At 59.9% G+C, this 21768-nt stretch carries 18 protein-coding genes; 8 read left to right on the forward strand and 10 right to left on the reverse strand.

All coding sequences use genetic code 11. The annotated features are described in order from the left end of the window. Window positions 1-422 precede the first annotated feature (422 nt). Entirely contained in the window at window positions 423-1154 is a 732-nt protein-coding gene (locus HMPREF3092_RS07545; RefSeq protein ID WP_070424433.1) for an SOS response-associated peptidase, read from the reverse strand. A 120-nt stretch (window positions 1155-1274) separates the two neighbouring features. Here HMPREF3092_RS07545 and HMPREF3092_RS07550 point away from each other — a divergent pair, with 120 nt between their 5' ends. From HMPREF3092_RS07550 to HMPREF3092_RS07585, 8 genes are all read left to right on the forward strand, one after another. Continuing rightward, window positions 1275-1769, forward strand: a complete 495-nt coding sequence (locus HMPREF3092_RS07550) for a MarR family winged helix-turn-helix transcriptional regulator (RefSeq protein WP_070424434.1) — start codon at window positions 1275-1277, stop codon at window positions 1767-1769. A 225-nt stretch (window positions 1770-1994) separates the two neighbouring features. Next, window positions 1995-3161 (forward strand): acyl-CoA dehydrogenase family protein, encoded by a 1167-nt coding sequence (locus HMPREF3092_RS07555; RefSeq protein ID WP_070424435.1) that lies wholly within the window; start codon window positions 1995-1997, stop codon window positions 3159-3161. A 1-nt stretch (window position 3162) separates the two neighbouring features. Then, window positions 3163-4203, forward strand: coding sequence for an enoyl-CoA hydratase/isomerase family protein (locus HMPREF3092_RS07560; RefSeq protein ID WP_070424436.1), 1041 nt, complete (start codon window positions 3163-3165; stop codon window positions 4201-4203). Further along, window positions 4200-4976, forward strand: coding sequence for an enoyl-CoA hydratase-related protein (locus HMPREF3092_RS07565; RefSeq protein ID WP_070424437.1), 777 nt, complete (start codon window positions 4200-4202; stop codon window positions 4974-4976). The genes HMPREF3092_RS07560 and HMPREF3092_RS07565 overlap by 4 nt, the downstream gene beginning before the upstream one ends. 149 nt (window positions 4977-5125) lie before the next feature. Then, window positions 5126-6112 carry an NAD(P)H-dependent flavin oxidoreductase gene (locus HMPREF3092_RS07570; protein WP_070424438.1) on the forward strand — a complete coding sequence of 329 codons (987 nt, stop codon included), beginning with the start codon at window positions 5126-5128 and terminating at the stop codon, window positions 6110-6112. Between the two features lie 92 nt (window positions 6113-6204). Continuing rightward, on the forward strand, window positions 6205-7005 hold the full coding sequence (locus tag HMPREF3092_RS07575; protein ID WP_070424439.1) for a nitrilase-related carbon-nitrogen hydrolase: 801 nt from the start codon (window positions 6205-6207) through the stop codon (window positions 7003-7005). A gap of 193 nt (window positions 7006-7198) precedes the next feature. After that, window positions 7199-7993 (forward strand): SDR family NAD(P)-dependent oxidoreductase, encoded by a 795-nt coding sequence (locus HMPREF3092_RS07580; protein ID WP_070424440.1) that lies wholly within the window; start codon window positions 7199-7201, stop codon window positions 7991-7993. Between the two features lie 34 nt (window positions 7994-8027). Then, window positions 8028-8996 carry a class C sortase gene (locus HMPREF3092_RS07585; RefSeq protein WP_070424441.1) on the forward strand — a complete coding sequence of 323 codons (969 nt, stop codon included), beginning with the start codon at window positions 8028-8030 and terminating at the stop codon, window positions 8994-8996. A 111-nt stretch (window positions 8997-9107) separates the two neighbouring features. Here the strand turns inward: HMPREF3092_RS07585 and HMPREF3092_RS07590 are convergent, their stop codons facing one another. The 9 genes from HMPREF3092_RS07590 to HMPREF3092_RS07630 all read right to left on the reverse strand — a co-directional run bounded on the left by HMPREF3092_RS07590 (window position 9108) and on the right by HMPREF3092_RS07630 (window position 21663). Next, the gene (locus HMPREF3092_RS07590; RefSeq protein ID WP_305366917.1) at window positions 9108-12158 is read right to left on the reverse strand and encodes an LPXTG cell wall anchor domain-containing protein; all 3051 of its coding nucleotides are present in this window, start codon (window positions 12156-12158) and stop codon (window positions 9108-9110) included. A gap of 68 nt (window positions 12159-12226) precedes the next feature. Then, window positions 12227-12985, reverse strand: coding sequence for an isopeptide-forming domain-containing protein (locus HMPREF3092_RS07595; protein ID WP_070424456.1), 759 nt, complete (start codon window positions 12983-12985; stop codon window positions 12227-12229). 13 nt (window positions 12986-12998) lie between these two features. Next, window positions 12999-13937 (reverse strand): class C sortase, encoded by a 939-nt coding sequence (locus HMPREF3092_RS07600; RefSeq protein WP_070424442.1) that lies wholly within the window; start codon window positions 13935-13937, stop codon window positions 12999-13001. A 135-nt stretch (window positions 13938-14072) separates the two neighbouring features. Next, window positions 14073-15542, reverse strand: a complete 1470-nt coding sequence (locus HMPREF3092_RS07605; protein WP_070424443.1) for a SpaH/EbpB family LPXTG-anchored major pilin — start codon at window positions 15540-15542, stop codon at window positions 14073-14075. 543 nt (window positions 15543-16085) lie between these two features. Then, window positions 16086-17066 (reverse strand): class 1b ribonucleoside-diphosphate reductase subunit beta, encoded by a 981-nt coding sequence (gene nrdF, locus HMPREF3092_RS07610; RefSeq protein WP_176745028.1) that lies wholly within the window; start codon window positions 17064-17066, stop codon window positions 16086-16088. A 31-nt stretch (window positions 17067-17097) separates the two neighbouring features. Continuing rightward, the gene (nrdE, locus tag HMPREF3092_RS07615) at window positions 17098-19224 is read right to left on the reverse strand and encodes a class 1b ribonucleoside-diphosphate reductase subunit alpha (protein ID WP_370919334.1); all 2127 of its coding nucleotides are present in this window, start codon (window positions 19222-19224) and stop codon (window positions 17098-17100) included. A 5-nt stretch (window positions 19225-19229) separates the two neighbouring features. Beyond that, a complete protein-coding gene (gene nrdI, locus HMPREF3092_RS07620; protein ID WP_019175976.1) occupies window positions 19230-19643 on the reverse strand; it encodes a class Ib ribonucleoside-diphosphate reductase assembly flavoprotein NrdI in 414 nt (137 codons plus the stop codon). A 2-nt stretch (window positions 19644-19645) separates the two neighbouring features. Next, a complete protein-coding gene (nrdH, locus tag HMPREF3092_RS07625) occupies window positions 19646-19894 on the reverse strand; it encodes a glutaredoxin-like protein NrdH (RefSeq protein WP_019175977.1) in 249 nt (82 codons plus the stop codon). 335 nt (window positions 19895-20229) lie between these two features. Further along, entirely contained in the window at window positions 20230-21663 is a 1434-nt protein-coding gene (locus HMPREF3092_RS07630) for a PucR family transcriptional regulator (RefSeq protein WP_176745711.1), read from the reverse strand. Between the last annotated feature and the right edge of the window lie 105 nt (window positions 21664-21768).

Consider the following 21768-nt stretch of genomic DNA (forward strand, 5'->3'; position numbering starts at 1 on the left):
CTGACAAGAACAAAAACAACACCAACAACACCAAGTGCTGCCAGCATCATCCTGCTACTAATCAAAAAAAATTCCATGGCCAGAAACAAAAAAATCTGGCACCACGAAACAAACAAACACGCTATTGAGTTGACAAAGAACAGACACACAAAAAATCCACACCCACAACCGTGAGCACTTCATCAAAGGTGAAAGTCTCGCGCTCAGCAATTTGAGCGCTTGGCTATCTTAGCCTGAAGTTCATCTGCCTGCAAATCCTTGATTCGCTGCAGTTAATCTTCGCTTGCTCCGGATCGCTTCCACGTTCCTGGGAACGAGACATAACTCTAGACCGACCGCATTCAGCTTTGCAAGCCGAATTCGAGTGAGGTGCGCCACGCTTTGGGTACTGCCACCAGGGAAGACACTGCCGCGCCCCTCACTCAGGCGGGATCAGCGAGACCCGGCCAGTTATTGCGAACATTGCCCACCTCGGCACCCACCTCGTGCCTTTTAATGCGGTCCGGATCTACACCACCCACGAGCCCCTCAAGCAGGTGTCCGGTGTCAGCTTTTGAATCAACCGCCGGGTTGAGCCACTGGCTGATCTGATCCCGCTCTAAGAAAAGAGGCATGCGGTGGTGCACCTGCTCCAGATGCCCACGCGCGGGCAGCGTCAACATGGTTGTCGAAACCAACCACCCGTCAAGCACGGACGGATCTGCCTCTGACTGATCAACCTGCTCCGGCGGCTGCTGGCGCAGTTCAAATAGGCCCGCCATGAAAATCCAGTCTTCACCATCGGCGTGCATATACCAGGGCTGTTTGCCGGATTCGGTCTTTTCCCATTCGTAGTAGCCGTTGACGGCAACCGCACAGCGCCTAGATGTGAAGGCCGACCGGAACATGGGTTTGGAGTCAACGGTTTCCGACCGGGCATTGAATGCCCGGAAGCCAATCTTGTCGTCTTTAGCCCACCCTGGAACCAGCCCCCAGCGGGCCGCCTCCAGTCGCCGTGACAGCTGCCCGTCTTCATCGACCCGATCGAGGATGATCGGCAGTGGTGAGCCGGGAGGCACGTTATAGCTTTCCGGCACGTTCCAGCGGAAAGAGTCGACATCGAGCTCATCGACCAAAGACGCCGGATCCACCGCCATATTCACGCGACCACACATACAGCCATCATCGCACTCCTTATGTCTAGGCGCAGTGACCGACTTGTGACATGGCCAAGCGGTCCGCCCGCAGACGCGGATGTGCGCTCGACCACACAAGCCCATAGACTCAGCCCGACTATGGCTGAGAACTTCGACCCGATCCGGGAAGCACGGCGCCAGTGGGAAGCCCACGGCTACGCCGAGGCGGCTGACGGCATGACGCTGACCACCAGCATCATGCGCTCACAGCAGCTGCTCATGGCACGCATCGACCGTGCCCTGCGGCCGCTGAAGCTGACCTTTGCCCGGTACGAGCTGCTGACGCTTCTGCGCTTCAGCAGCCACGGCGAGCTCCCGATGTCCGTCGTCTCACGGCGCCTGCAGGTTCACCCGACCTCGACGACGAACGCCGTGGACCGGCTGGAGCGAGCGGGACTCGTCAAACGCATCCCGCACCCGGACGACGGTCGGTCGACGATTGTGCAGCTGACCGAAGCCGGTCGCGAACTCTCGCTTGCCGCTACAGACGCGCTGAACCGCGAGGTGTTCACCCGCCCGGGTATTGAGGGCGAGCGCATGGACCTGCTGCTGCAGCTTCTGGCCGAGCACCGCACGGCACTAACAGGAGACTGAGCACTCCCCCGGTCGCGGCACCTTGCCTCTCTCCACCTCACCCTCCCGGCACCTCACCCCTCCCTCCACCTCACCCTCTCGGCACCTCGGCCCCGCCACCTCGTGCACCGAATGTTCACTCCCCCGGCAGATGCCGAACACCGATGCGTGTGACGAAAAGGTGTGACACCGGCTACACTGGCGGCGACTTTGTTTGACGTCCTACTAAATTTTGGAGGCAACAACATGGCACGCAGCACTGCGGCTTCTCTGCCCTTTGGGCTGAGCGATGACCAGCTCGAACTTGCGAACATGTGCCGCGAGTTCGCAGATGAACAGCTGGCACCGCACGCTCTCGAATGGGATGCCAATTCGCACTTCCCCGTCGACGTCATCAAGTCGACCGCGGACCTGGGTATGGGCGGCATCTACATTGACGAAGACAAGGGCGGGTCCGGCCTGGGCCGTATGGACGCAGCTCTCATCTTCGAAAACCTGTCGACCGGCTGCCCCGCGGTTGCTTCGTACATCTCGATTCACAACATGGTTGCCTCGGTCATCGAGCGCTTCGGCAACGAAGACCAGCACGAGCGCTACCTGTCGAAGCTCGTGACCTTCGAAAACCTCGCCAGCTACTGCCTGACCGAACCGAACGCCGGTTCTGACGCAGCCGGTCTGCGCACTTCGGCACGCCGCGACGGCGACCACTACATCCTCAACGGCGTCAAGCAGTTCATCTCTGGCGCGGGCGCATCAGACGTTTACCTGGTCATGGCACGCACCGGCCAGGACGGCGCCCGCGGAATCTCAGCCTTCATCCTGGAAAAGGGTATGGAGGGCCTGGACTTCGGCCCCGACGAAATCAAGATGGGCTGGCACGCACAGCCCACCCGCCAGGTCATCATGGAAAACGTTCGCGTTCCCGTGGAAAACCTGGTCGGTGAGGAAGGTGAAGGCTTCAAGGCCGCCATGAGCGGTCTGGACGGCGGTCGCCTCAACATCGGTGCTGCTTCGCTCGGCGGTGGCCAGTCGGCACTGGAAAAGGCCGTGCAGTACTTGGGCGAACGTCAGGCATTCGGCCAGGACCTCAACCAGTTCCAGGCACTGCGCTTTGAAGTCGCCCAGATGCAGGCCGACCTCGAAGCCGCTCGTTCGCTCCTGTGGCGCGCCGCCCAGGCCTACGACGCCAAGCACGAAAACACCACCCTGCTGTCGGCAATGGCTAAGCTCAAAGCCACCGACACCGGATTCGATGTTGCCAACCGCGCACTGCAGCTGTTCGGCGGCTACGGCTACCTCCACGAGTACGGTGTGGAGAAGCTGGTCCGCGACCTGCGAGTCCACCAGATTCTTGAAGGCACGAACGAAATCATGCGCGTCATCATTTCGCGCAAGAGCACAGGAGTTGCATAAGTTGACTGAAGAAACCCCGGTCGTTCTCAGCACCGAAGGCGGGCTGGGACGCATTGAACTGAACAAGCCGCGTGCTATCAACGCGCTCAACCAGGAAATGGTCGACATCGTCAACGAGGCCCTGGTCAAGTGGCAGGACGATGACTCGATCAAGGCTGTGCTCGTCACCGGTCGTGGTGAACGCGGCCTGTGCGCCGGCGGTGACATCAAGGCCATCCACGCTTCCCTAATCGACGGCACCGACGCGAACCTGCAGTTCTTCGGCGAAGAGTACGTGATGAACGACCGGATCGCCCGCTTCCCCAAGCCCTATGTGGCGTTCATGAACGGCATCACGATGGGCGGCGGCGTTGGAATTTCGGCGCACGGTTCGCACCGCGTTGTCACCGACAGCACCAAGATCGGCATGCCCGAGACCACCATTGGCCTGTTCCCGGATGTCGGCGGCACCTACCTGCTGGCGCAAGCTCCCGGTGCGGTCGGCATGTACCTTGCTCTGACCGGTCTGCCGGTCGGCGCAGGTGCCGCACTTGCCGCCGGTCTTGCCGACTACTACATCGAGGACGCCAAGCTCAATGAGGTCGCAGCTGAACTGGCCAAGCGCCCGGCAGAGGCTGAGGCCGTTCTCAAGGACTTCGCATCGGAGGCTCCGGCTGATGAGCTCGCTGAGCACCGCGAAGCCATCGACAGCGCATTCTCTGCCGATTCGGTCGAGGAGATCGTCGAGCGCCTGCGCGAACTCGGCACCGAATGGGGCACCAAGACGGCTGATCTCATCGAAACGAAGTCGCCGCTGAGCCTGAAGGTGACGTTCGAATCGATCCGCACCGCCGGCGACATGAGCCTCGAAGAGGTCCTGGAGCGCGACCTGCGCACCGGCATCAACCTCGGCAAGCACAACGACCTGGCCGAGGGCATCCGCGCCCAGGTCATCGACAAGGACCGCAACCCGCAGTGGAAGCCGGCTACCCTGGAGGAAGTCAGCAGCGAACTCGTCCAGGAAGTCCTGACAGAACCCGCAGCACGAAAGGTTTTCCAGTGACCCAGTACGAAACCATCAAGGTCGACATTTCGGACAAGATCGGCACCATCACCCTGGCTCCGGGACCCATGAACCCGCTGAGCTCGCAGGTCATGAAGGACGTCACGGCGGCTCTTGCTGAGTTCGACGCCTCTGACGATGTCCGCGCGATCATCATCACCGGTGACGGCGACAAGGCATTCGCAGCCGGTGCTGACATCAAGGAAATGGCTTCGCTCGAATTCGCCGAGGCCTACCGCGAAGACTTCTTCGCCGGCTGGAACCGCCTGCGTGAGGTCCGCAAGCCGATCATTGCAGCCGTCAACGGCTACGCCCTGGGCGGCGGATGCGAACTGGCGATGATGTGTGACTTCATCATCGCCTCGGACCGCGCCCAGTTCGGCCAGCCGGAGATCAACCTCGGCGTTCTGCCGGGCATGGGCGGATCGCAGCGCCTGACCCGCGCGATCGGCAAGGCCAAGGCCATGGACCTGTGCCTTACCGGCCGCTTCATCAAGGCTGACGAAGCCCTCGAATCGAACCTCGTTGCCCGCGTTGTGCCGCATGACGAACTCATGGACACCGCCCGCGAAGCAGCCGGCGTCATCGCCTCGAAGTCGCTTATTGCTTCGGCCATGGTGAAGGAAGCCGTAAACGCGGCATTCGAAACCACGCTCGACCAGGGCCTGGTGTACGAGCGTCGCCTGTTCCACTCCTCGCTGGCCACGGAAGACCAGAAGGAAGGCATGGGCGCTTTCGTTGAGAAGCGCAAGCCCGAATTCAAGGACCGCTGAGAAACGGAGCACAAACCGGCACCCCAGCCGGTCCCGGCTGTCCCCAAACTTGCTGATCAGCTCACCTTGACCAGCATGCGAACGCCCCGCCCACCGGCGGGGCGTTTGTCGTCTAAAGTGATGTCGGACACTCAGATCGAAGGAGCTTCATGACTGTCGAACGCACCGAACTTCCCGAACAGCTGCGCGCTGATCTGCGCCTGCCGATTGTGGCATCCCCCATGTTCATCGCGTCGGGCCCCGAGCTCGTCAAGGCCCAGTGTCAGGCGGGAATCATCGGCTCTTTCCCCACTCTCAACGCCCGCCCGCAGGAGGCGCTGTCGGACTGGTTTGACGAGATCCGCGAATCGAATGCCGAGTTCGCCAAGAACAATCCCGGCACTCCGGTGGGCCCGTTTGCCGCGAACCTCATTGTGCACCGTTCCAATGACCGCATTGAGCACGACCTCGGCGTTGTTGTGGACCACAAGGTTCCGATTGTCATCACCTCGCTGGGTGCACGCGAAGACGTCTATGAGGCCGTCCATTCCTATGGCGGCATTGTGCTGCACGATGTCATCAACAACCGCTTTGCCCACAAGGCCATTGAGAAGGGCGCAGACGGCCTGATTGCCGTTTCTGCCGGAGCTGGTGGGCACGCGGGTGCGCTGTCGCCGTTTGCGCTCATCCGTGAGATCCGCGAATGGTTCGGCGGTCCCCTGCTGCTGTCGGGAAGCATCGCCCACGGAACCTCAGTTCTGGCCGCGCAGGCCGCCGGAGCGGACTTCGCCTATGTCGGTTCGGCGTTTTTGGCCAGCCCCGAAGCGAATGTTGTTGAAGGCTACCGCGACATGATTGTGGATTCCGGCGCCAGCGACGTTGTGTACTCGAACCTGTTCACGGGAGTGCACGGCAACTATCTGCGCGGTTCGATTGAGGCTGCCGGGATGGACCCGGACAATCTGCCCGAATCTGATCCTTCGAAGATGAACTTCAGCAGCGGTGGGTCGTCGAAGTCGAAGGCGTGGAAGGACATCTGGGGCTCCGGTCAGGGCATTGGCGCGGTGCGCGAAAAGCTGCCGGTTGCCTCGGTCGTGGAGCGTCTGGAAGGCGAGTACCGGGCAGCCGTCGAGGATCTGCGCGGCCGGATCTTCTGAGGCTCCGCTGTGCGGAGCCTCCGTTCCCACCCCGCACGAGGTGGAGGTCGGCAGATCTGTCCCTTCCACCTCGGCGGGGGTACGGTGAGCGTATGAAGATTGCGCTTGCACAGATCAATACGACTCCCGATGTTTCGGCCAATGTGAGCAAGGTCGAGGACTATGTGCGTTCGGCCGCTGAGGCGGGAGCTGTCCTGGTGCAGTTTCCGGAGGCGACGATGCGGTCGTTCGGCCCGGGGCTGCGTGAGGACACCCGGCAGCACGCTGCGGCGTGGCAGGAGCGGATGCAGGCGCTCTCAGTTGAGCACGAACTGACAATTGTCGCCGGTGAGTTCTTGGCGCACGCGGATCGTGTGGTCAATCAGCTGGCGGTCTACTCCCCCGCTGGCGAGCGCGTGGCGTACGAAAAGATCCACCTGTACGACGCCTTTGGGTTCCGTGAATCCGACACGGTGGAGCCGGGCAGTGACATTGTCACAGTCGACGTCGAAGGCGTGACCGTCGGTCTTGCCATCTGCTATGACATTCGCTTCCCGAAGCTGTTTGCTGAGCTTTCCCGCGCGGGTGCGCAGTTGGCGCTGGTGTCCGCATCCTGGGGTGCGGGCCCGGGCAAGCTCTACCAGTGGGATCTGCTGGCACGGGTGCGGGCGCTGGATTCCAACATGATCGTCTCTGCCGTTGACCAGGCTGATCCGAAGGTTTCGGGTGTCGAGGTGCCGGCTGACGCCCCGACGGGTGTGGGCGGTTCGCTGGTTGTCGACCCGTTTGGCGCACCGATCGCGCAGGAAGACGGGCAGGGCGAGCAGCTGATCGTTACAGACATTGACTTCGGCGTGATCGACAAGGCCAAGAGCGCACTACCAGTCCTCGAAAACGCACGACTGGGGTACTGAGCGAAGCCTGGGCTGCTCAGCCCAGTTCTGAGCAGGGTTCTGAGCCAATGTGTCCCACTGCGTAAGCGAGCGTGGTCTGCGCGCTGGATTTTCAGCCCGTGTTCGCCTTGAGCCGGTTAGATTAGAAGTGACGGCAGAACGCCGTCATGACGCTAACCGCCCGCAGCTGACTGGGCGGAGGAAGGCAGAGACCATGACCCGCACCTATGTTGTCACCGGTTCGGCTTCGGGTATCGGCGCCACAACCGCCAAGATTCTGCGTGAACGCGGTGACCGCGTTGTCGGAATCGACCTGAAGAACGCTGATGTTGAAGCTGACCTGTCCACCCGGGAGGGCCGTTCGCAGGCTACCGCTTCCGCTGTTGAACTTGCCGGCGGGACAGTTGACGCTGTCATCGCCTGCGCTGGTATTTCCGCTCCCATTCCGAAGACCGTGTCGGTGAACTACTTCGGTGTGGTTGAGCTTCTTGAGGCCCTGCTGCCGGCTCTGAAGAAGTCGGAAGCCCCGCGGGTTGCCGTTGTGTCCTCGATGGCGTCGCTGCAGCCGAACGACCCCGCACTGGTCGATGCGATGCTCGCCGGGGACGAAGCCAAGGCCCTTGAGATCGCTGAAAGCCACGTGTCGGATGATCCGATGACCGGCTACGTTTCCTACCCGTCGTCTAAGCGCGCTCTGTCGCGCTGGGTGCGCCGCGCTTCGATTTCTGACGAATGGGCTGGCGCCGGCATTCCGGTCAACGCGATTGCCCCGGGCACCGTGCTGACACCCATGACGGAAGAGCTTCTGTCCACGCCGGAAATGACGGCGTATGTTGACCAGCAGGTCCCCATGCCGCTGAACTACCACCAGCCGCCGGAATCCGTGGCTGATGCACTCATCTGGATCACGGAACCGGCCAACACCCACATGGCCGGTCAGACCATCTACGTTGACGGCGGTGCAGAGGTTTCACTGCGCGGCGAAGACGTGTGGGCCTGGAACGACTGAGGGCGCTTAAGCCCAGAACTCACAGCAGGAGAATATGGAGCAGCACTCTCATGGCGGCGATCAGGCGAACACACGGGACGCCGACCGCGACGGCGATCGCACACCGGTTTCGCCCAGCAGGCGCAGCAAGCCGGCGAAGAAGAAGCGCAAGGGCATCAATGGCAATGCCCTTATCGCCTTCGTACTGGTGGTCGTCGGTTTGGGGGTGCTGCTCTACCCTGTTGCAGCCACCCAGTGGAACAATTTTCAGCAGCGTCGCGCAGCTGATGAGTATTCGCAGTTGGAAAAGAAGGCTTCGCCCGAGGCTCTGAACACGGCCTGGGATGATGCACACACCTACAACGCGGCCTTGGGCCAGATCAGCGTTCAAGATGCGTGGACAACTTCGGATGACGAAGATTCACCCGAGTACAAGCGCTATGAAAAGTACCTGTCGGTGCTGTCGGAAACGGATGCGCTGGGCAGGATTGTCATCCCGTCTATCAAATCTGATTTGCCGATTTACCACGGAACATCGGAAAAGGCACTCACCCGAGGTGCCGGTCACCTGTACGGCACGGACTTCCCGGTAGGAGGCAAGGGCAAGGGCGAGGGTCGCCATTCTGCTCTGTCGGCACACACGGGTCTGCAGGATGCGACGATGTGGGACAACCTCGACAAGGTGCAGAAGGGCGATGCTTTCTACATTGCGGTCAGCGGTAAGAAGCTGAAGTACGAGGTTGACGATATTCAGGTTGTTGAACCCTCTGATACCAGTTCCATCAGGAGGGAAGAGAACAAGGACCTGGTCACTCTCATTACGTGCACGCCCTATGGCATCAACACGCACCGCCTGCTGGTGACTGGACACCGGGTTCCTATGGATCCCAGTGACGATTCCGTGTTTGACGGTTCCGGTATGCAGTGGCAGTGGTGGATGTGGGCAATCCTCGCAGCAGCCGCGGTCATTGTTCTGATGCTTGTCTACTGGTGGCGCAAATCGACAAAGGCTGCGAAGGACTGACCAGGTTCAGCTCAACGTTGAGGCCCGCACCCCTTGGGGTGCGGGCCTCAATTGTTGTCGGCGTACGGTTTATGTTGCCTTGGTGCTGACGGTCAGGTTTGTGGCTGAGTGTCAGGCGCGCCTGCGGTACATGAGCAGTGCACCTGCCGCGGCGATGGCCATACCGCCTGCAGCCCACCATGCCACGCCGTTGCCGCCGGTCTTGGGCAATTCACCGGATTTGGTGTCAGAAACCGTCAGGATCATTGCGTCTCCAGTACCGCTTGCTTCGATCAGGCCGTTGCTCTTGCCTGCCGAAATCTTGTACTTCTTGGTGTCCTGGTCCATTCCGATTTCGAACATGACCGGGTGCGGCAGCAGGTTCAGTCCCTTCGGCGCTTTGGTTTCCACGAGGAAGAACGTACCGGTTGTCTGCACCTCGATAGATTCCTCACCCGGCTTGATGGTCCACAGCGGTTTTCCGGCACTGTAGTCAGGCTTGCCGTCCTTAGCCGGGTAGATCTCAAAGGTCGCACCACCCAGGCCTTCCAGTTCTGTGATCTCACCGTCAACGTACTGGGCCTTTTTGAAGGTCAGCTTTCCTGTTGCTTCCGGTGTCTTGTAGTTGTCAACCACGCATGACACGCGTGACAGCTTCTTGTCTTTCTCACTCATATTCACGGTGAAGCCGAACTCGCCGACGTTCTCAACCGGGATCTTTGTGGTACTGCCGTCGCGGGTTTCCTCGCAGACGGCGTTCTTACCTTCGCGTTGGTACAGCGAGAAGCCCTGCTGCTGGACCTCGGCAAGCGTCAGTTTCTGCTGTTTCTCGCTCTGGATTCCCCAGCGGGCAGTTCCCTTGTCTTCGTCCCGCGACGAAGTGACTTTGCGCCACTGCGTGACGAGTTCACCATTTCCGGGATCAATGACCTTCTGGCCATTAGCGGACAGAGTGAATTCCCAACCGGGCTCACCATCTTTGAGCACATTGCCCTTCTCATCGACGATGCGTTTCTTGACGATCACTTCACCGTTGCACTTCTCGGTCAGCTCCTGGGCGATCGTTTTCATCTGCGCAGCGAGTTGTCCATAGCCCTCGATACGGACGGTGTCACCTGCACCGGAGATATCTTCGCCCATTAACTTGACAGAACGTGCCCCGTAGGTCCACTTTGACATGTCCGAAGTGACGGTCACTGACTTCCCGTCAGACGTACGCTCAAACACCTGCAGTGCCCGGTTCGGCGCCAGCTTCGCGGCTCGCTCCAGATTCGCCATAATGAGTTCGCCGCTTTGCGGAGTTCCTTTACGTTCCTTGTCGTTGTAGTTCGCTTCTCGCGCGCCTTGAATCCCGGAGTTGATTCTGTAGTAGACACCGGTTTGTTGCGGTACTTCCGCCTGCAGATCGATGCGTTTGATGTCTTTGAGGACGTAGTCCTGCTCAACAACCCAATCTTTACCCGTATTTCCACCAAGTGTCAGATCGACCATGAGGGGAACAACGCGGGTGCCTTGTTTTTTGAGTTCATTCGCTGCGTCAATTGCATCGTTGAGTGCACTTGCCTGAACAAACTCTCCGCCGATGCCTTTGCTCTTGATCGTGGACGACATCGTAGGCATACCGTCAGTAATGAAGTACACGACGTCGTAGTTTCCAGCCTTGACTTGCTGCAAACCAGCTTGCCAGTTCGTCGCACTGTTATTCGAGTTATAAGCCCAGTTTCCGACGACACGTTTTGCCTGGTTGACTCCAGCCGTTGTCTGCATAGAAATATAGGGCGGGTTATTGCCAGCGGTCGATCCGGCACCATTTGCTGGAGCAGTGCTCGCAAAGTTGTAGATACCGAGTTCGGCGGGAGTGCCTGCAAGAGCGTCAATAAAGGCGTTTGTTGCAGTTTTGGTCGCTTCAAAACCATTGACGTCGGCATACCGCAACGACGTGGACAAGTCGGCGACAACCGCAATGCGCAGCCCACAGCTCATGGGAATCTGAGGGTTCGCAACGCGCCCGTGAACCCATTTCGCTCCGTCAGGCGGTGAAATGATACCTGGGTCAATGGGATTTGTAGCCTTCGTCCCGTAAGCCTTCAGCTCAACTTCCAGGTTCTTGTTCTGAGGAAGGTTACTGGTGAACGTGAACACTGCTTCTTTTGACAGAAACGCCGAGTCGACCTGTTTGCCGTTCTTCACTGGCACTACGTCCATTGCGATGTAGCCGTTGCCGATGTTGACGTTGCGCTTCTGCAGCGTCACGCCGTCTTCAATCTTGTCGACCGTCAGCTGGTAGTGCTGCGGGTCAAGGAACGTAGCGTCAGTTTTGATGCGCACCGTGATGTAGTTCAACTTCGCGTCCTCACCGACTTTTGCCGTGAAGACGTTCGGCGTACCTGGGTTGACCGGGTCGCCCTGCAGCGAGAACCCATCTCCGGTGGCTTTGAATGTGCGACCGTTTGGCGGTGGGGTGGAATCACCCGAACAGTTCTTTTTCTCACCGCTCATGTCGAACGACCATTCAGTCTGTGCGCCAGAAGCAATCTGGTAACCAGGTTGTGCCTTGGCCGTGACCTTGACGGTGGCACGCTTGTTCCCTTCGACGAAATACTGCCCGGCAGGTTCCTCCTGGCCCGCAATGTAGTAATCAACACCCTTTGTGTCGGGAATGTTGATATAGCCCTTCTCCACACACTGAGCGGCGGTGGCGGGGTCTACTGCCGTCGGCGCTGCTGGCGTCACAGTCGTCGGGTTCGGCGTAGGGTCCGGATCAGTCGGAGGCGGAGTGGTGCCGCCCACAGCACCCTTCGGGGCTACGGAGACCGTACCCTTCACCTTGGGATAATTGAACCTCAGGTACAGGTCGATCGTGTCGCCCTTCTTCAGGGTGGTGTTAAGGCCGGTGACCGTCTTGGAGTACGGCAGCTTTTGCGACGAAGAAAAAGTCTCTTTCTTCAGACTCTTGCCGTTGACCATGAGGTTGTACTCAAGCAAGAAGTAGTTGCCAGTCACGTTGAAGTCGAGACTGTTCATGGTCGCGTCAGCGTCAACCGTGAACGTGTAGGTGTTCTGAGTAGAAGTGTTCGAAAAGTCTCGCTTCGCTGGGCTGACCGGAATGTTCTGCGTCTGCGCCTGAGCGGGCGTGGGGCCTGGAATGACTGCGAGTCCGTTGGCGATGAGCGCTGCCAGCACTGCGAACACGGCAAGCACCCGCATGACCGTGTGCTGTTCTTTCGACAGGCGGAATGGAAGTGTGTGCCTCATTTCTTCCCACCTTCTGACTTTCTTCTGCTGGCAACGATGATGATGAATCCGGCGCCGATGAGCACGGCGGCGATGATGACGATGATGGTGACCTGAGCACCCGTAACGGGCATCGACTGGTCGTGACCCTGCGGGGTCTTGGGCTTTTCCGGTGTATCCACAACAGGCGGCGTTGGCGGAGGTTCATTGCCCGGCGGTGGGCCCTGGGGAGAGCGTGATTTGGCGACGATGACGCCTTCAACCGGTGAATCGCCCTGCGGTCCGCTGTGGAACGGGACCGCTACAAGGAACGAGTTGATTTCGCGGTAGCTGTCATTGGGTGCCGATGAGCTTGCCAGGTAGATGCCCTTCGGCAGGCTTGCGAACTTCGCGGATCCTGCAGCGTTCGTGACCTTGCTGAACGAGCGGTCTTTCGGCCATGCGGAAACATCATCGACCGAGGCGGATTCGACCCGCTTCATGTCGGATGAGTTCTCGGCCGAAACGCCTTCCAGCCGTTCAAGTTTGACAGTCACACCGGAAACCTTGCCGGCGGCCGGCGAGTGGTCGTCTTCGGGGTTGCCGGGGCTGATGGTGATGGTGACGATGTCAGTGCCCGGAGTGTTCTTTCCGCTGCCCGAACTCGCCTGCCCAACAATTTTGGCGGCATGCGCGGGGCTGCCACCCGCAAAACCAAGAGCACAGAGCATGGCGCATACGGCCAGCAGCACCGCTGCCGTTCTGCCCCATGACACTGCGTGTCGTTTCATAGTCATCTGTTCACCAAAATCAGTTGTTGTCATCCGACTGCTTCTGTGCGCCGGAAGACAGTCCCTTGCTGTTGCCGTTCGCGCTGGCTGCTGCAGTGCTGAGCTTGCGCTGTCGTCGCGCCCACCAGGCGAAGCCGGCACCGATAGCCAGTACGGCTGCCATGAGCGCGTACATCCACCACTGCCATCCGCCGCTGTGGTTCTGATCGAACACACCTTCGTCCACTGGTTCCAGGGGAACCTGGTGTCCGCGCACCAAGAGTCGGTGCGTGTTCACTCCGTAGGGCGTGCACGTGATCAGCGTGATGTAGTCGCCGCTTTCGTCCGGCGTGAGACCTTCGGTCTGGTTGGGAAGGACCACCTTGATCTGATCGATTTCGTACTTGAGCTTGTGACCTGAGACCTGCACGTAGAAGGCGTCGCCCTCTTCGGCTTTGCTGAGGTTGTCGAACATTGTGGCGTTCGACAGTCCCGTGTGTCCGGTGATGACCGAATGGGTTCCCCTGCCGCCGACGGGAAGGTCAGATCCGTACAGGTGCCCCAGTCCCCTCTGCAGAACATCGTCCGAAGTTCCGTGGTAGAGGGGCAGATCCACGCCGATCTTCGGGAAGATGAACCGGGCCATGGCATCGTTTTCACTCAGCTGGTCCAGATACTCCGCGTATTCGGGGTTGTCTGAGCTGATGTCGTTGAGCCACGGGTCGAGGATCGGGCCGGAAGTACGCTGTTCGTTGTATTCGTGCGCTTTGTCCCACTGCGTGTTCTTGACTTCCTGAGGAGTGTCTTTGTCCAGCTGCGCATATTCTTTGGCAGCTTTTGACGCTCCGTAGTTGTTCCATGCGGTGGAGACAACCGGGTACATCATCACGAGCAAACCGAGGATCACCACGATGGCCGGCAGCATCAGGCTGTTCTTCTTCACCTTGCCGTACTGGCCGTTCGTGACGGTTCGCTTCAAAGTTGATGTGGGGCTGTTCTCCACCGCATGGCTCCCAGGTCTGTATCACTGAGTGGGTTTGTGTGGGGCAGTGCGCAGTGTCTGCTCACTGCCCCACCGTCCAGAGCCCAGTGGGCTCATGGATTTCCCTGGGTCTTACTCGGCCTGTGCCTGCTTGGCGTTGCGGCGAGCAAACCACACACCGGCAGCGGCGATCAGGGCACCAAGGGCGCCGAGGAGGCCGACACCCGCACCACCGGTCATCGGCAGGTTCGGGGTGTCCTGCTTGATGTTCTCGATCTCGGACACGAGGGTGACCTCGTCATCGCCTTCGAACTCACCAGTCTTCGCAATGTTTTCACGGGTGAAGTCGATTTCGGTGACGTTCTTTTCCGGCAGGACGTAGCCAGCCGGGGCCTTGGTTTCCTTCAGGCAGAACTTCTTGGTCGCCGGAGCTTCCTTGTTGTCCTCGAAGTCCGTAACGTGCAGGCCGTCAATGCTGATGGTGCCGTCAGCCCCGGTGGTCCACTTGGAAACGTTCTTCACCGTCACCTGCGCCCCGAGGTTTTCAGCCGAGGTGCACTGGTAGAGCTCAAATTCAGCACCTTCGAGGACCTTGCCGGTTTCCTTGCCGTCCTTCTTCACGACCTTGAGCTTGCCGTGGTAGGTGACGACTTCGTTGGTCTTGTTCTTGACCTCGTTGCCGGTATTCGGGTTGTTGAAAATGACCTCGGCCTGGTTCTTCAGTTCGGTGGTGTCGCCGACTTCCTTGCGCTTGACGTCGAAGGTCAGCAAAAGCTTGTCGCCGGACTTGACCTTCGCCAGGCCCTGTTCCGTCAGCGTGACGACAAGCTTGTTGCCGGTTTCAGCGGGGTTGTTGACGGTGTAGTCACCGGCCTGAAGAACGGTGTTACCGGCCTTGACCTCGGTGACTTTCTGGAAGTCGAGGCGCTGGTCCAGCTGGTCCTCGAAGCGGAAGGCGGTCAGCTGTTTGCCCTCGCCCCAGGTGGGAGCATCAGCGTTGATGGTGTAGGTGTAGGCGTCCTGGATGTGCTTGTCAGCATCCTTGACGGTCTTTTCCGTCTTGGTTTCGGTGTTCTTGGGGTACGCGATGACGTCGTAGTTCCACGCGTCCGAAGCTTCGTTCACCATGGGGATCGAAACGATGAAAGGAGCGCCGGCAACGATTCCGTCCGGAGCGTTGGTTTCTTCAACCAGGTAGATGCCCAGGTCGAGATTGCCGAAAGCCGCCTTGCCATCAGCACCAGTGGTCTGCTCGAAGGTCGTGGTGGTCTTGTCAGCGTCCTTCACGTCAGCCGCAGTCTTCGGGAAGGTCTTCCAGTCACCGTTCTGCAGGTCGTAGTCGAGCTTGGTTATCTTGAAGGTAACGCCTTGAAGTGCCTCACCCGGCACGTTCTGCATTTCCTTACCGGTGGCACGAGTGTCGGATTCAGCACCCTTCTTCTTGAAGAGGGTCAGCGAGCCCTTCTTGGAGAAGTCGATGTTGCCCTTCTGCACCTGGGCAACAGCGGGTTCAGCGAGGACGGCCGGAGCGGAAACACCCATCGAGAGTCCGAGAACAGCCGCGACTGAGGCCGCACATACGGCCTTAGAGAACGTAGTCATGGATTCAATTCCTTTGCATCAGTTTTAAGGCCGGAGCCTCAGCATTTTTCGCGATCCACCTGGATGCACACGTTGCGCGTTCTGTGAAACCGCTTAGAAATAAATTAGCAAAACCGCATATAAAACGTTAGTTCAACTTTGTATTACTGTTTTTGTTCATCGGTCCGAGTGGCGGGGTCGAGCAGCCGGACCCCTGCAACAGCACCGCGTTGCTCGCCGGCTGTTCCTCCTGCTTACTCCGCGTCACATAGCGGAAGTCACACTTTGCCTCTCACCTTTCGAGAGTGTTACCGCGTATCACAGGCACCCATCGAACACATGAAAATGCCCGTGAAACCCGCAAGCGTTCGCATCCGAGCGCCCGGAATGCGGCTGCAAGGTACTTCCGGCTCCCCCGTTTGGTACCCGGCGCTATGCGTGCAGAGAGTCAGCAGAACGCGGGCAGAGTGTGGGCACAAACCGAAGCCCAGGGCACAAAAAAGCAGCGGCCCGGAACTGTCCTCACAGTTCCGCGCCGCTGCTGTTCGCGCTGAGGCGGAGGGCTTAGAAGTCCCAGTCGTCGTCTTCGGTGGATTCGGCCTTGCCGATGACGTAGCTGGATCCGCTGCCCGAGAAGAAGTCGTGGTTTTCGTCCGCGTTCGGGTTGAGCGAGGACAGAATAGCCGGGTTCACATCCGTGACTTCCGCCGGGAACATGGCCTCATAGCCGAGGTTCATGAGCGCCTTGTTCGCGTTGTAGTTGAGGAACTTCTTGACGTCCTCAGCCAGGCCCACCCGGTCATAGATCAGGTGGGTGTAGGCAACTTCGTTTTCGTACAGGTCGAACAGAACTTCGTAGGTGAAGTCCTTGAGCTCCTGACGGCGCTGTTCGGATTCGTTCTTGAGGTTCTGCTGGTACTTGTACCCGATGTAGTAGCCGTGCACGGCCTCGTCGCGAATGATGAGGCGAATGAGGTCGGCCGTGTTCGTCAGCTTGGCGCGTGACGACCAGTACAGAGGCAGGTAGAAGCCCGAGTAGAACATGAACGATTCCAGCAGGGTGGAAGCGATCTTGCGCTTCTGCGGGTCGTCCCCGTGGTACAGGTCGGTGACGACCTTCGCCTTCTTCTGCAGGGTGGGCTCTTCCTTTGCCCAGCGGAACACCTCGTCAATCTGACGGGTGCTCGACAGGGTCGAGAAGATCGACGAATACGACTTCGCGTGCACCGACTCCATGAAGCAGATGTTGGTGTACACGGCCTCTTCGTGCGGTGTCAGCGCATCCGGCAGCAGCGACACTGCGCCGATGGTGCCCTGAATGGTGTCCAGCAAGGTCAGCCCCGCGAACACCTGCATGGTCATCCACTTTTCATCGTCGCTGAGCGTGGCCCACGACTGGGTGTCATTGGACAGCGGAACCTTTTCCGGCAGCCAGAAGTTCGATGTGAGTCGATCCCACACCTCGAGGTCGATGTCGTCCTCGATGCGGTTCCAGTTGATCGCTTCGGCCCGGTCGGTCAGTCCGAAGTCACGTGTCTGTGTCACTGTTATCCCCTCCTGTTCCCTTTACTGCTGATCACAGCATGCAGGAAACGCAGCCTTCGACTTCCGTGCCGGTCAGCGCCATCTGGCGGATGCGGCTGTAGTAGACCGTCTTGATGCCCTTGGTCCAGGCGTAGATCTGGGCCTTGTTGACATCGCGCGTGGTTGCGGTGTCCTTGAAGAACAGCGTCAGCGACAGACCCTGGTCCACGTGCTGGGTGGCCTCAGCGTATGTGTCGATGATCTTTTCCGGACCGATTTCGTAGGCATCCTGGAAGTACTCCAGGTTGTCGTTCGTCATGTGCGGTGCCGGGTAGTACACGCGGCCGATCTTGCCTTCCTTGCGGATTTCCACCGGAGCGGCAATCGGGTGAATCGACGAGGTCGAGTTGTTGATGTAGGAAATCGAGCCCGTGGGCGGCACAGCCTGCAGGTTCTGGTTGTAGATGCCGTGCTTGGCGACTTCGTCGCGCAGCTTGGCCCAGTCGTCCTGCGTGGGAATGTGCACACCGGCTTCTTCGAAGATCTGCGCCACACGCTCGGTGCGGGGCTTCCATTCCTGTTCGGTGTACTTGTCGAAGTACTCACCGGAGGCGTACTTCGAGTCTTCGAAGCCTTCGAAGGTGCGGCCGCGTTCCTTGGCAATCTCCATGGATGCGCGCACCGCGTGGAAGGCCACGGTGTAGAAGTACATGTTGGTGAAGTCCAGACCCTCTTCGGAACCGTAGTGGATCCTTTCGCGACCCAGGTAGCCGTGCAGGTTCATCTGCCCCAGGCCGATGGCGTGCGACATCGAGTTGCCGCGCTCAATCGAGGGCACGGATGCGATGTTCGAGGTTTCCGACACGGCCGTCAGACCGCGGATGGCGACCTCGACGGTCTGTCCGAAGTCTTCGGAGTCCATGGTCGCTGCGATGTTGAGCGAACCGAGGTTGCAGGAAATATCCTTGCCGATGTGGCTGTAGGTGAGGTCCTCGTTGTAGGTCGAAGCCGAGTTCACCTGCAGGATCTCCGAGCACAGGTTGGACATGGTGATGCGGCCCTTGATGGGGTTCGCACGGTTCACCGTGTCTTCGTACATGATGTACGGGTAGCCCGATTCGAACTGGATTTCGGCGAGCGTCTGGAAGAATTCGCGCGCGTTGATCTTGGTCTTCTTGATCCGCGCGTCGTCGACCATTTCGTAGTACTTTTCCGTCACCGAGATTTCGGTGAACGGCACCCCGTAGACCTTTTCGACGTCGTAGGGGCTGAACAGGTACATGGGTTCGTTCTTCTTGGCCAGGTGGAACGTGATGTCCGGAATGACCACACCCAGCGACAGGGTCTTGATGCGGATCTTTTCGTCCGCGTTTTCGCGCTTGGTGTCCAGGAAGCTGTAGATGTCCGGGTGGTGGGCGTTCATGTACACCGCACCCGCACCCTGACGCGCACCCAACTGGTTGGCGTAGGAGAACGCGTCTTCGAGCATCTTCATAACAGGAATGACACCCGAGGACTGATTTTCGATCTTCTTAATGGGCGCGCCGGCTTCGCGGATGTTGGTCAGGCAGAACGCCACACCGCCGCCGCGCTTGGACAGCTGCAGTGCAGAGTTGACCGAACGGCCGATGGACTCCATGTTGTCTTCGATGCGCAGCAGGAAGCAGGAGACCATTTCACCGCGCTGCTTTTTGCCCGCGTTGAGGAACGTGGGCGTTGCCGGCTGGAAGCGGCCGGAGATGATTTCATCGACAAGCTGGCGGGCGAGCTTTTCGTCACCGCGAGCGAGGAACAGCGACACCATGACGACGCGGTCTTCGAAGCGCTCCAGGTAGCGCTTGCCGTCGAAGGTCTTCAGCGTGTACGACGTGTAGAACTTGAACGCACCCAGGAAGGTCTGGAAGCGGAACTTCTTGGAGTACGCGTGCTTCGACAGTTCCGAAATGAACGCGAACGAGTACTGGTCGAGCACCTCTTTTTCGTAGTAGTGGTGTTCGACGAGGTAGTTGAGCTTCTCTTCCAGATCGTGGAAGAAGACAGTGTTGTTGTTGACGTGCTGGAGGAAGAACTGACGCGCTGCCTGCTTGTCGCGCTCAAACTGGATACGACCGTCCTTGTCGTACAGGTTGAGCATGGCGTTGAGCGCGTGGTAGTCGAGGTCGGTTTCCTCGCGGATGATGGCCTCTAGATCGCGGTCTGCGGCTGTTGTTGACACAGCTTTTCCAATCCTTCTTTCACTTTTTCGACGTCCTCTTGCGTTCCGAACATTTCGAAGTTGTAGAGGACGGGCACTTTGGTCTTCTCTGCCACCGTGTACGCCGCGCGGCAGAAATTGTTGCCGAAGTTCGTGTTTCCGGAGCCGATCACTCCGACGATCTTGTCGCGGTTCTCTTTGACATTGAGAAACTTGATCACCTGACGCGGTGTGGAGCCGGCATTGCGGCCGGCCCCGTAGGTCGGGGTGATGAGGACGAAGGGTTCGCTGACCAGCGGGGTGTCGTCCTTCGTCAGGAGGGGCAGCCGCACGGCGGGCAGCCCCAGTTTTTCTACGAACCGGTGGGTGTATTCAGAACCACTGGAGTAGTAGACGATCAGCATTGTCAGACCGCTGCGACCCCCGCACCGCCGGCGGCGGCGAGCGTGGCGATCTTGTCGGGACGGAAGCCCGACCAGTGGTCGTTGTCCGTCACAACGACGGGAGCCTGCATGTAGCCCATGGCCTTGACGACGTCGAGCGCGCCAGGGTCCTGGCTGAGGTCAACCGACCGGTACTCCAGACCGCGAGCGTCCAGGGCGCGGAACGTTGCTGTGCACTGGACGCAGGAGGGCTTGGTGTAGACGGTGATCATGCGAGTCTCCTTCGGGATGACGAGGTTTTTCAGGCAGCTGACCTTCCATGCAGGACAGTCGAGCAACCACAAGATGTTGTGTTCGGGTAAGAGACTACGCCTATATCTCGTGTTACACCAGTGTAATTCGCGGCGGTTTGCGCAGAGTTAACAAGAGGCGAACGGACCGCCGTCCACACATGTGAACAATGCGAATCACATCGATGTGATCTTGTTTCCGCGAGCTGTCGCGGAACACGCCGCACTCGTCGAATTTTTTACCCACGCTCTGTCCACAGATCCTCCACCGGTTTCGACATCTGTCCACAGGCAAAAAATTTTTTCAGTTGGATCTGTCACATCCGGTCAGTCAGACTCCGTTCACGCAGCTGCAATGCCACGTGCACCAAACGCAGCTGTTCAGGGTCACGCAGATCCCGTCCCAGAAGGTCGCCCAGGTTCTTCAGGTGAGCACGCACCGTGTGCCGGTGCAGCCCGAGCTCAGCAGCCACTGGCTCGCCGGTCTGCCCTTGGCGCGCGGCGGCCCGCAGCGTGACCATCCACGCCGGCGGAGCCTTCGCCAAAGGCCCCAGCACACGGTCAGCAAAGCGGGCGGCCGCCGTCGGATCAACCGACCCCAACAGTCCCGCGAGCTCCGACTGCGGGTCCGCCCCGCCGAACCAGCCGGCCGCAGTGTGTGCGGCAGACTCGAGATCCACCTCGGCGTCATCACGGACTTCAGCACCTGCCAGGCGCGCAATTCTGAGCACCTGCGGATACGCCCGCGGCCCGCACAGAACCGCCGCCGTCGCAGAATCCCCCGCGACTCCGGCAGCACCCGCCAGCCAGCCCACCAGCCACAGCACCCGGTCGGCCGGAACCCGCTCCAAGCACACGAGGCGCAGCTCCCCTTCTTCTTCCGCTCCTGTCAGGTGCCAGGCGGCACGGCGGTCGGGAAGGCTGGCCTGCGGATTGAGAACCGCGGAAGCATCCTGCGGCTCCGTGCCGCTGAGGCTGATGTGCAGCAGCGCCGCGGTCGTGGTGAGGACAAGACTGCGAGCGCGGGGGCTGAAAGAACGCGGGTCGGACCCCGCGTCGCGGACGGCAAGCCAGGCAAGCGGAGCTGCACCCACTGGATAGAGGACCAGCCCAGAAAGGCCCGTCTCCTGCGGGCCGGCCGATGCAGAAAAGGGCGCCCGCACGGCAGTCGCCGCCGCCTCGGCCACCGCGGCGGCCGTCAGACCTCCCGCAATGACCACCCCGGCGGGGTTGAGCACGGCAACCTCGGCACCCAGCCGCGAGCGCAGCGACTCGATCGCCCTTTCCATACCGGGGCCCGCCAGCAGGCCCGCAATTGAGCGCTGGGCGGATGCCACCGCGTGCAGTTCACGGGCGTATTCGGCTTCGCGAAGACTGGTGAAGGCGTCGACGACGTCGACAAAGGCGGTGCGCTGGGGAACACCGAACAGCACGAGGCCTTCCTTTTTGGCTGCGGCGACGATCGTCGGCGGAACTTCACTGTGCGGTAGCCCCTCCCCCAGGCCGATGCCCAGGGCCACAGCACCGCCGGCGCGCACCCGCGCCGCATAGTCGGCACTGGCCGCAGGGTCAGCAAGGTCAACGAGCGCGCCCACCGTTAAGAGGACTTCCCCGCCGCGCAGCCACGAATCAATGCTCGGAACTTCGGAGGCGTGGACGATCCGCACTGACTGCGTACGCGCACCCGCCGGTTCACAGTGCACTTCAAGGCTGAGTGCCTGGCTGTCGAGCAGCTCTCCCAGAACAACCACGAGCATCCTCCGTTCTACTGTGTGCCGGCGCTCGTCAACGCCCCTTTATATACACAGTGGACTATATACGTTCTCAATTCGCCATTATGGACATATCGTGGCGCG

This window comes from Brevibacterium sp. HMSC24B04, assembly GCF_001806835.1.
GTDB lineage: Bacteria > Actinomycetota > Actinomycetes > Actinomycetales > Brevibacteriaceae > Brevibacterium > Brevibacterium ravenspurgense.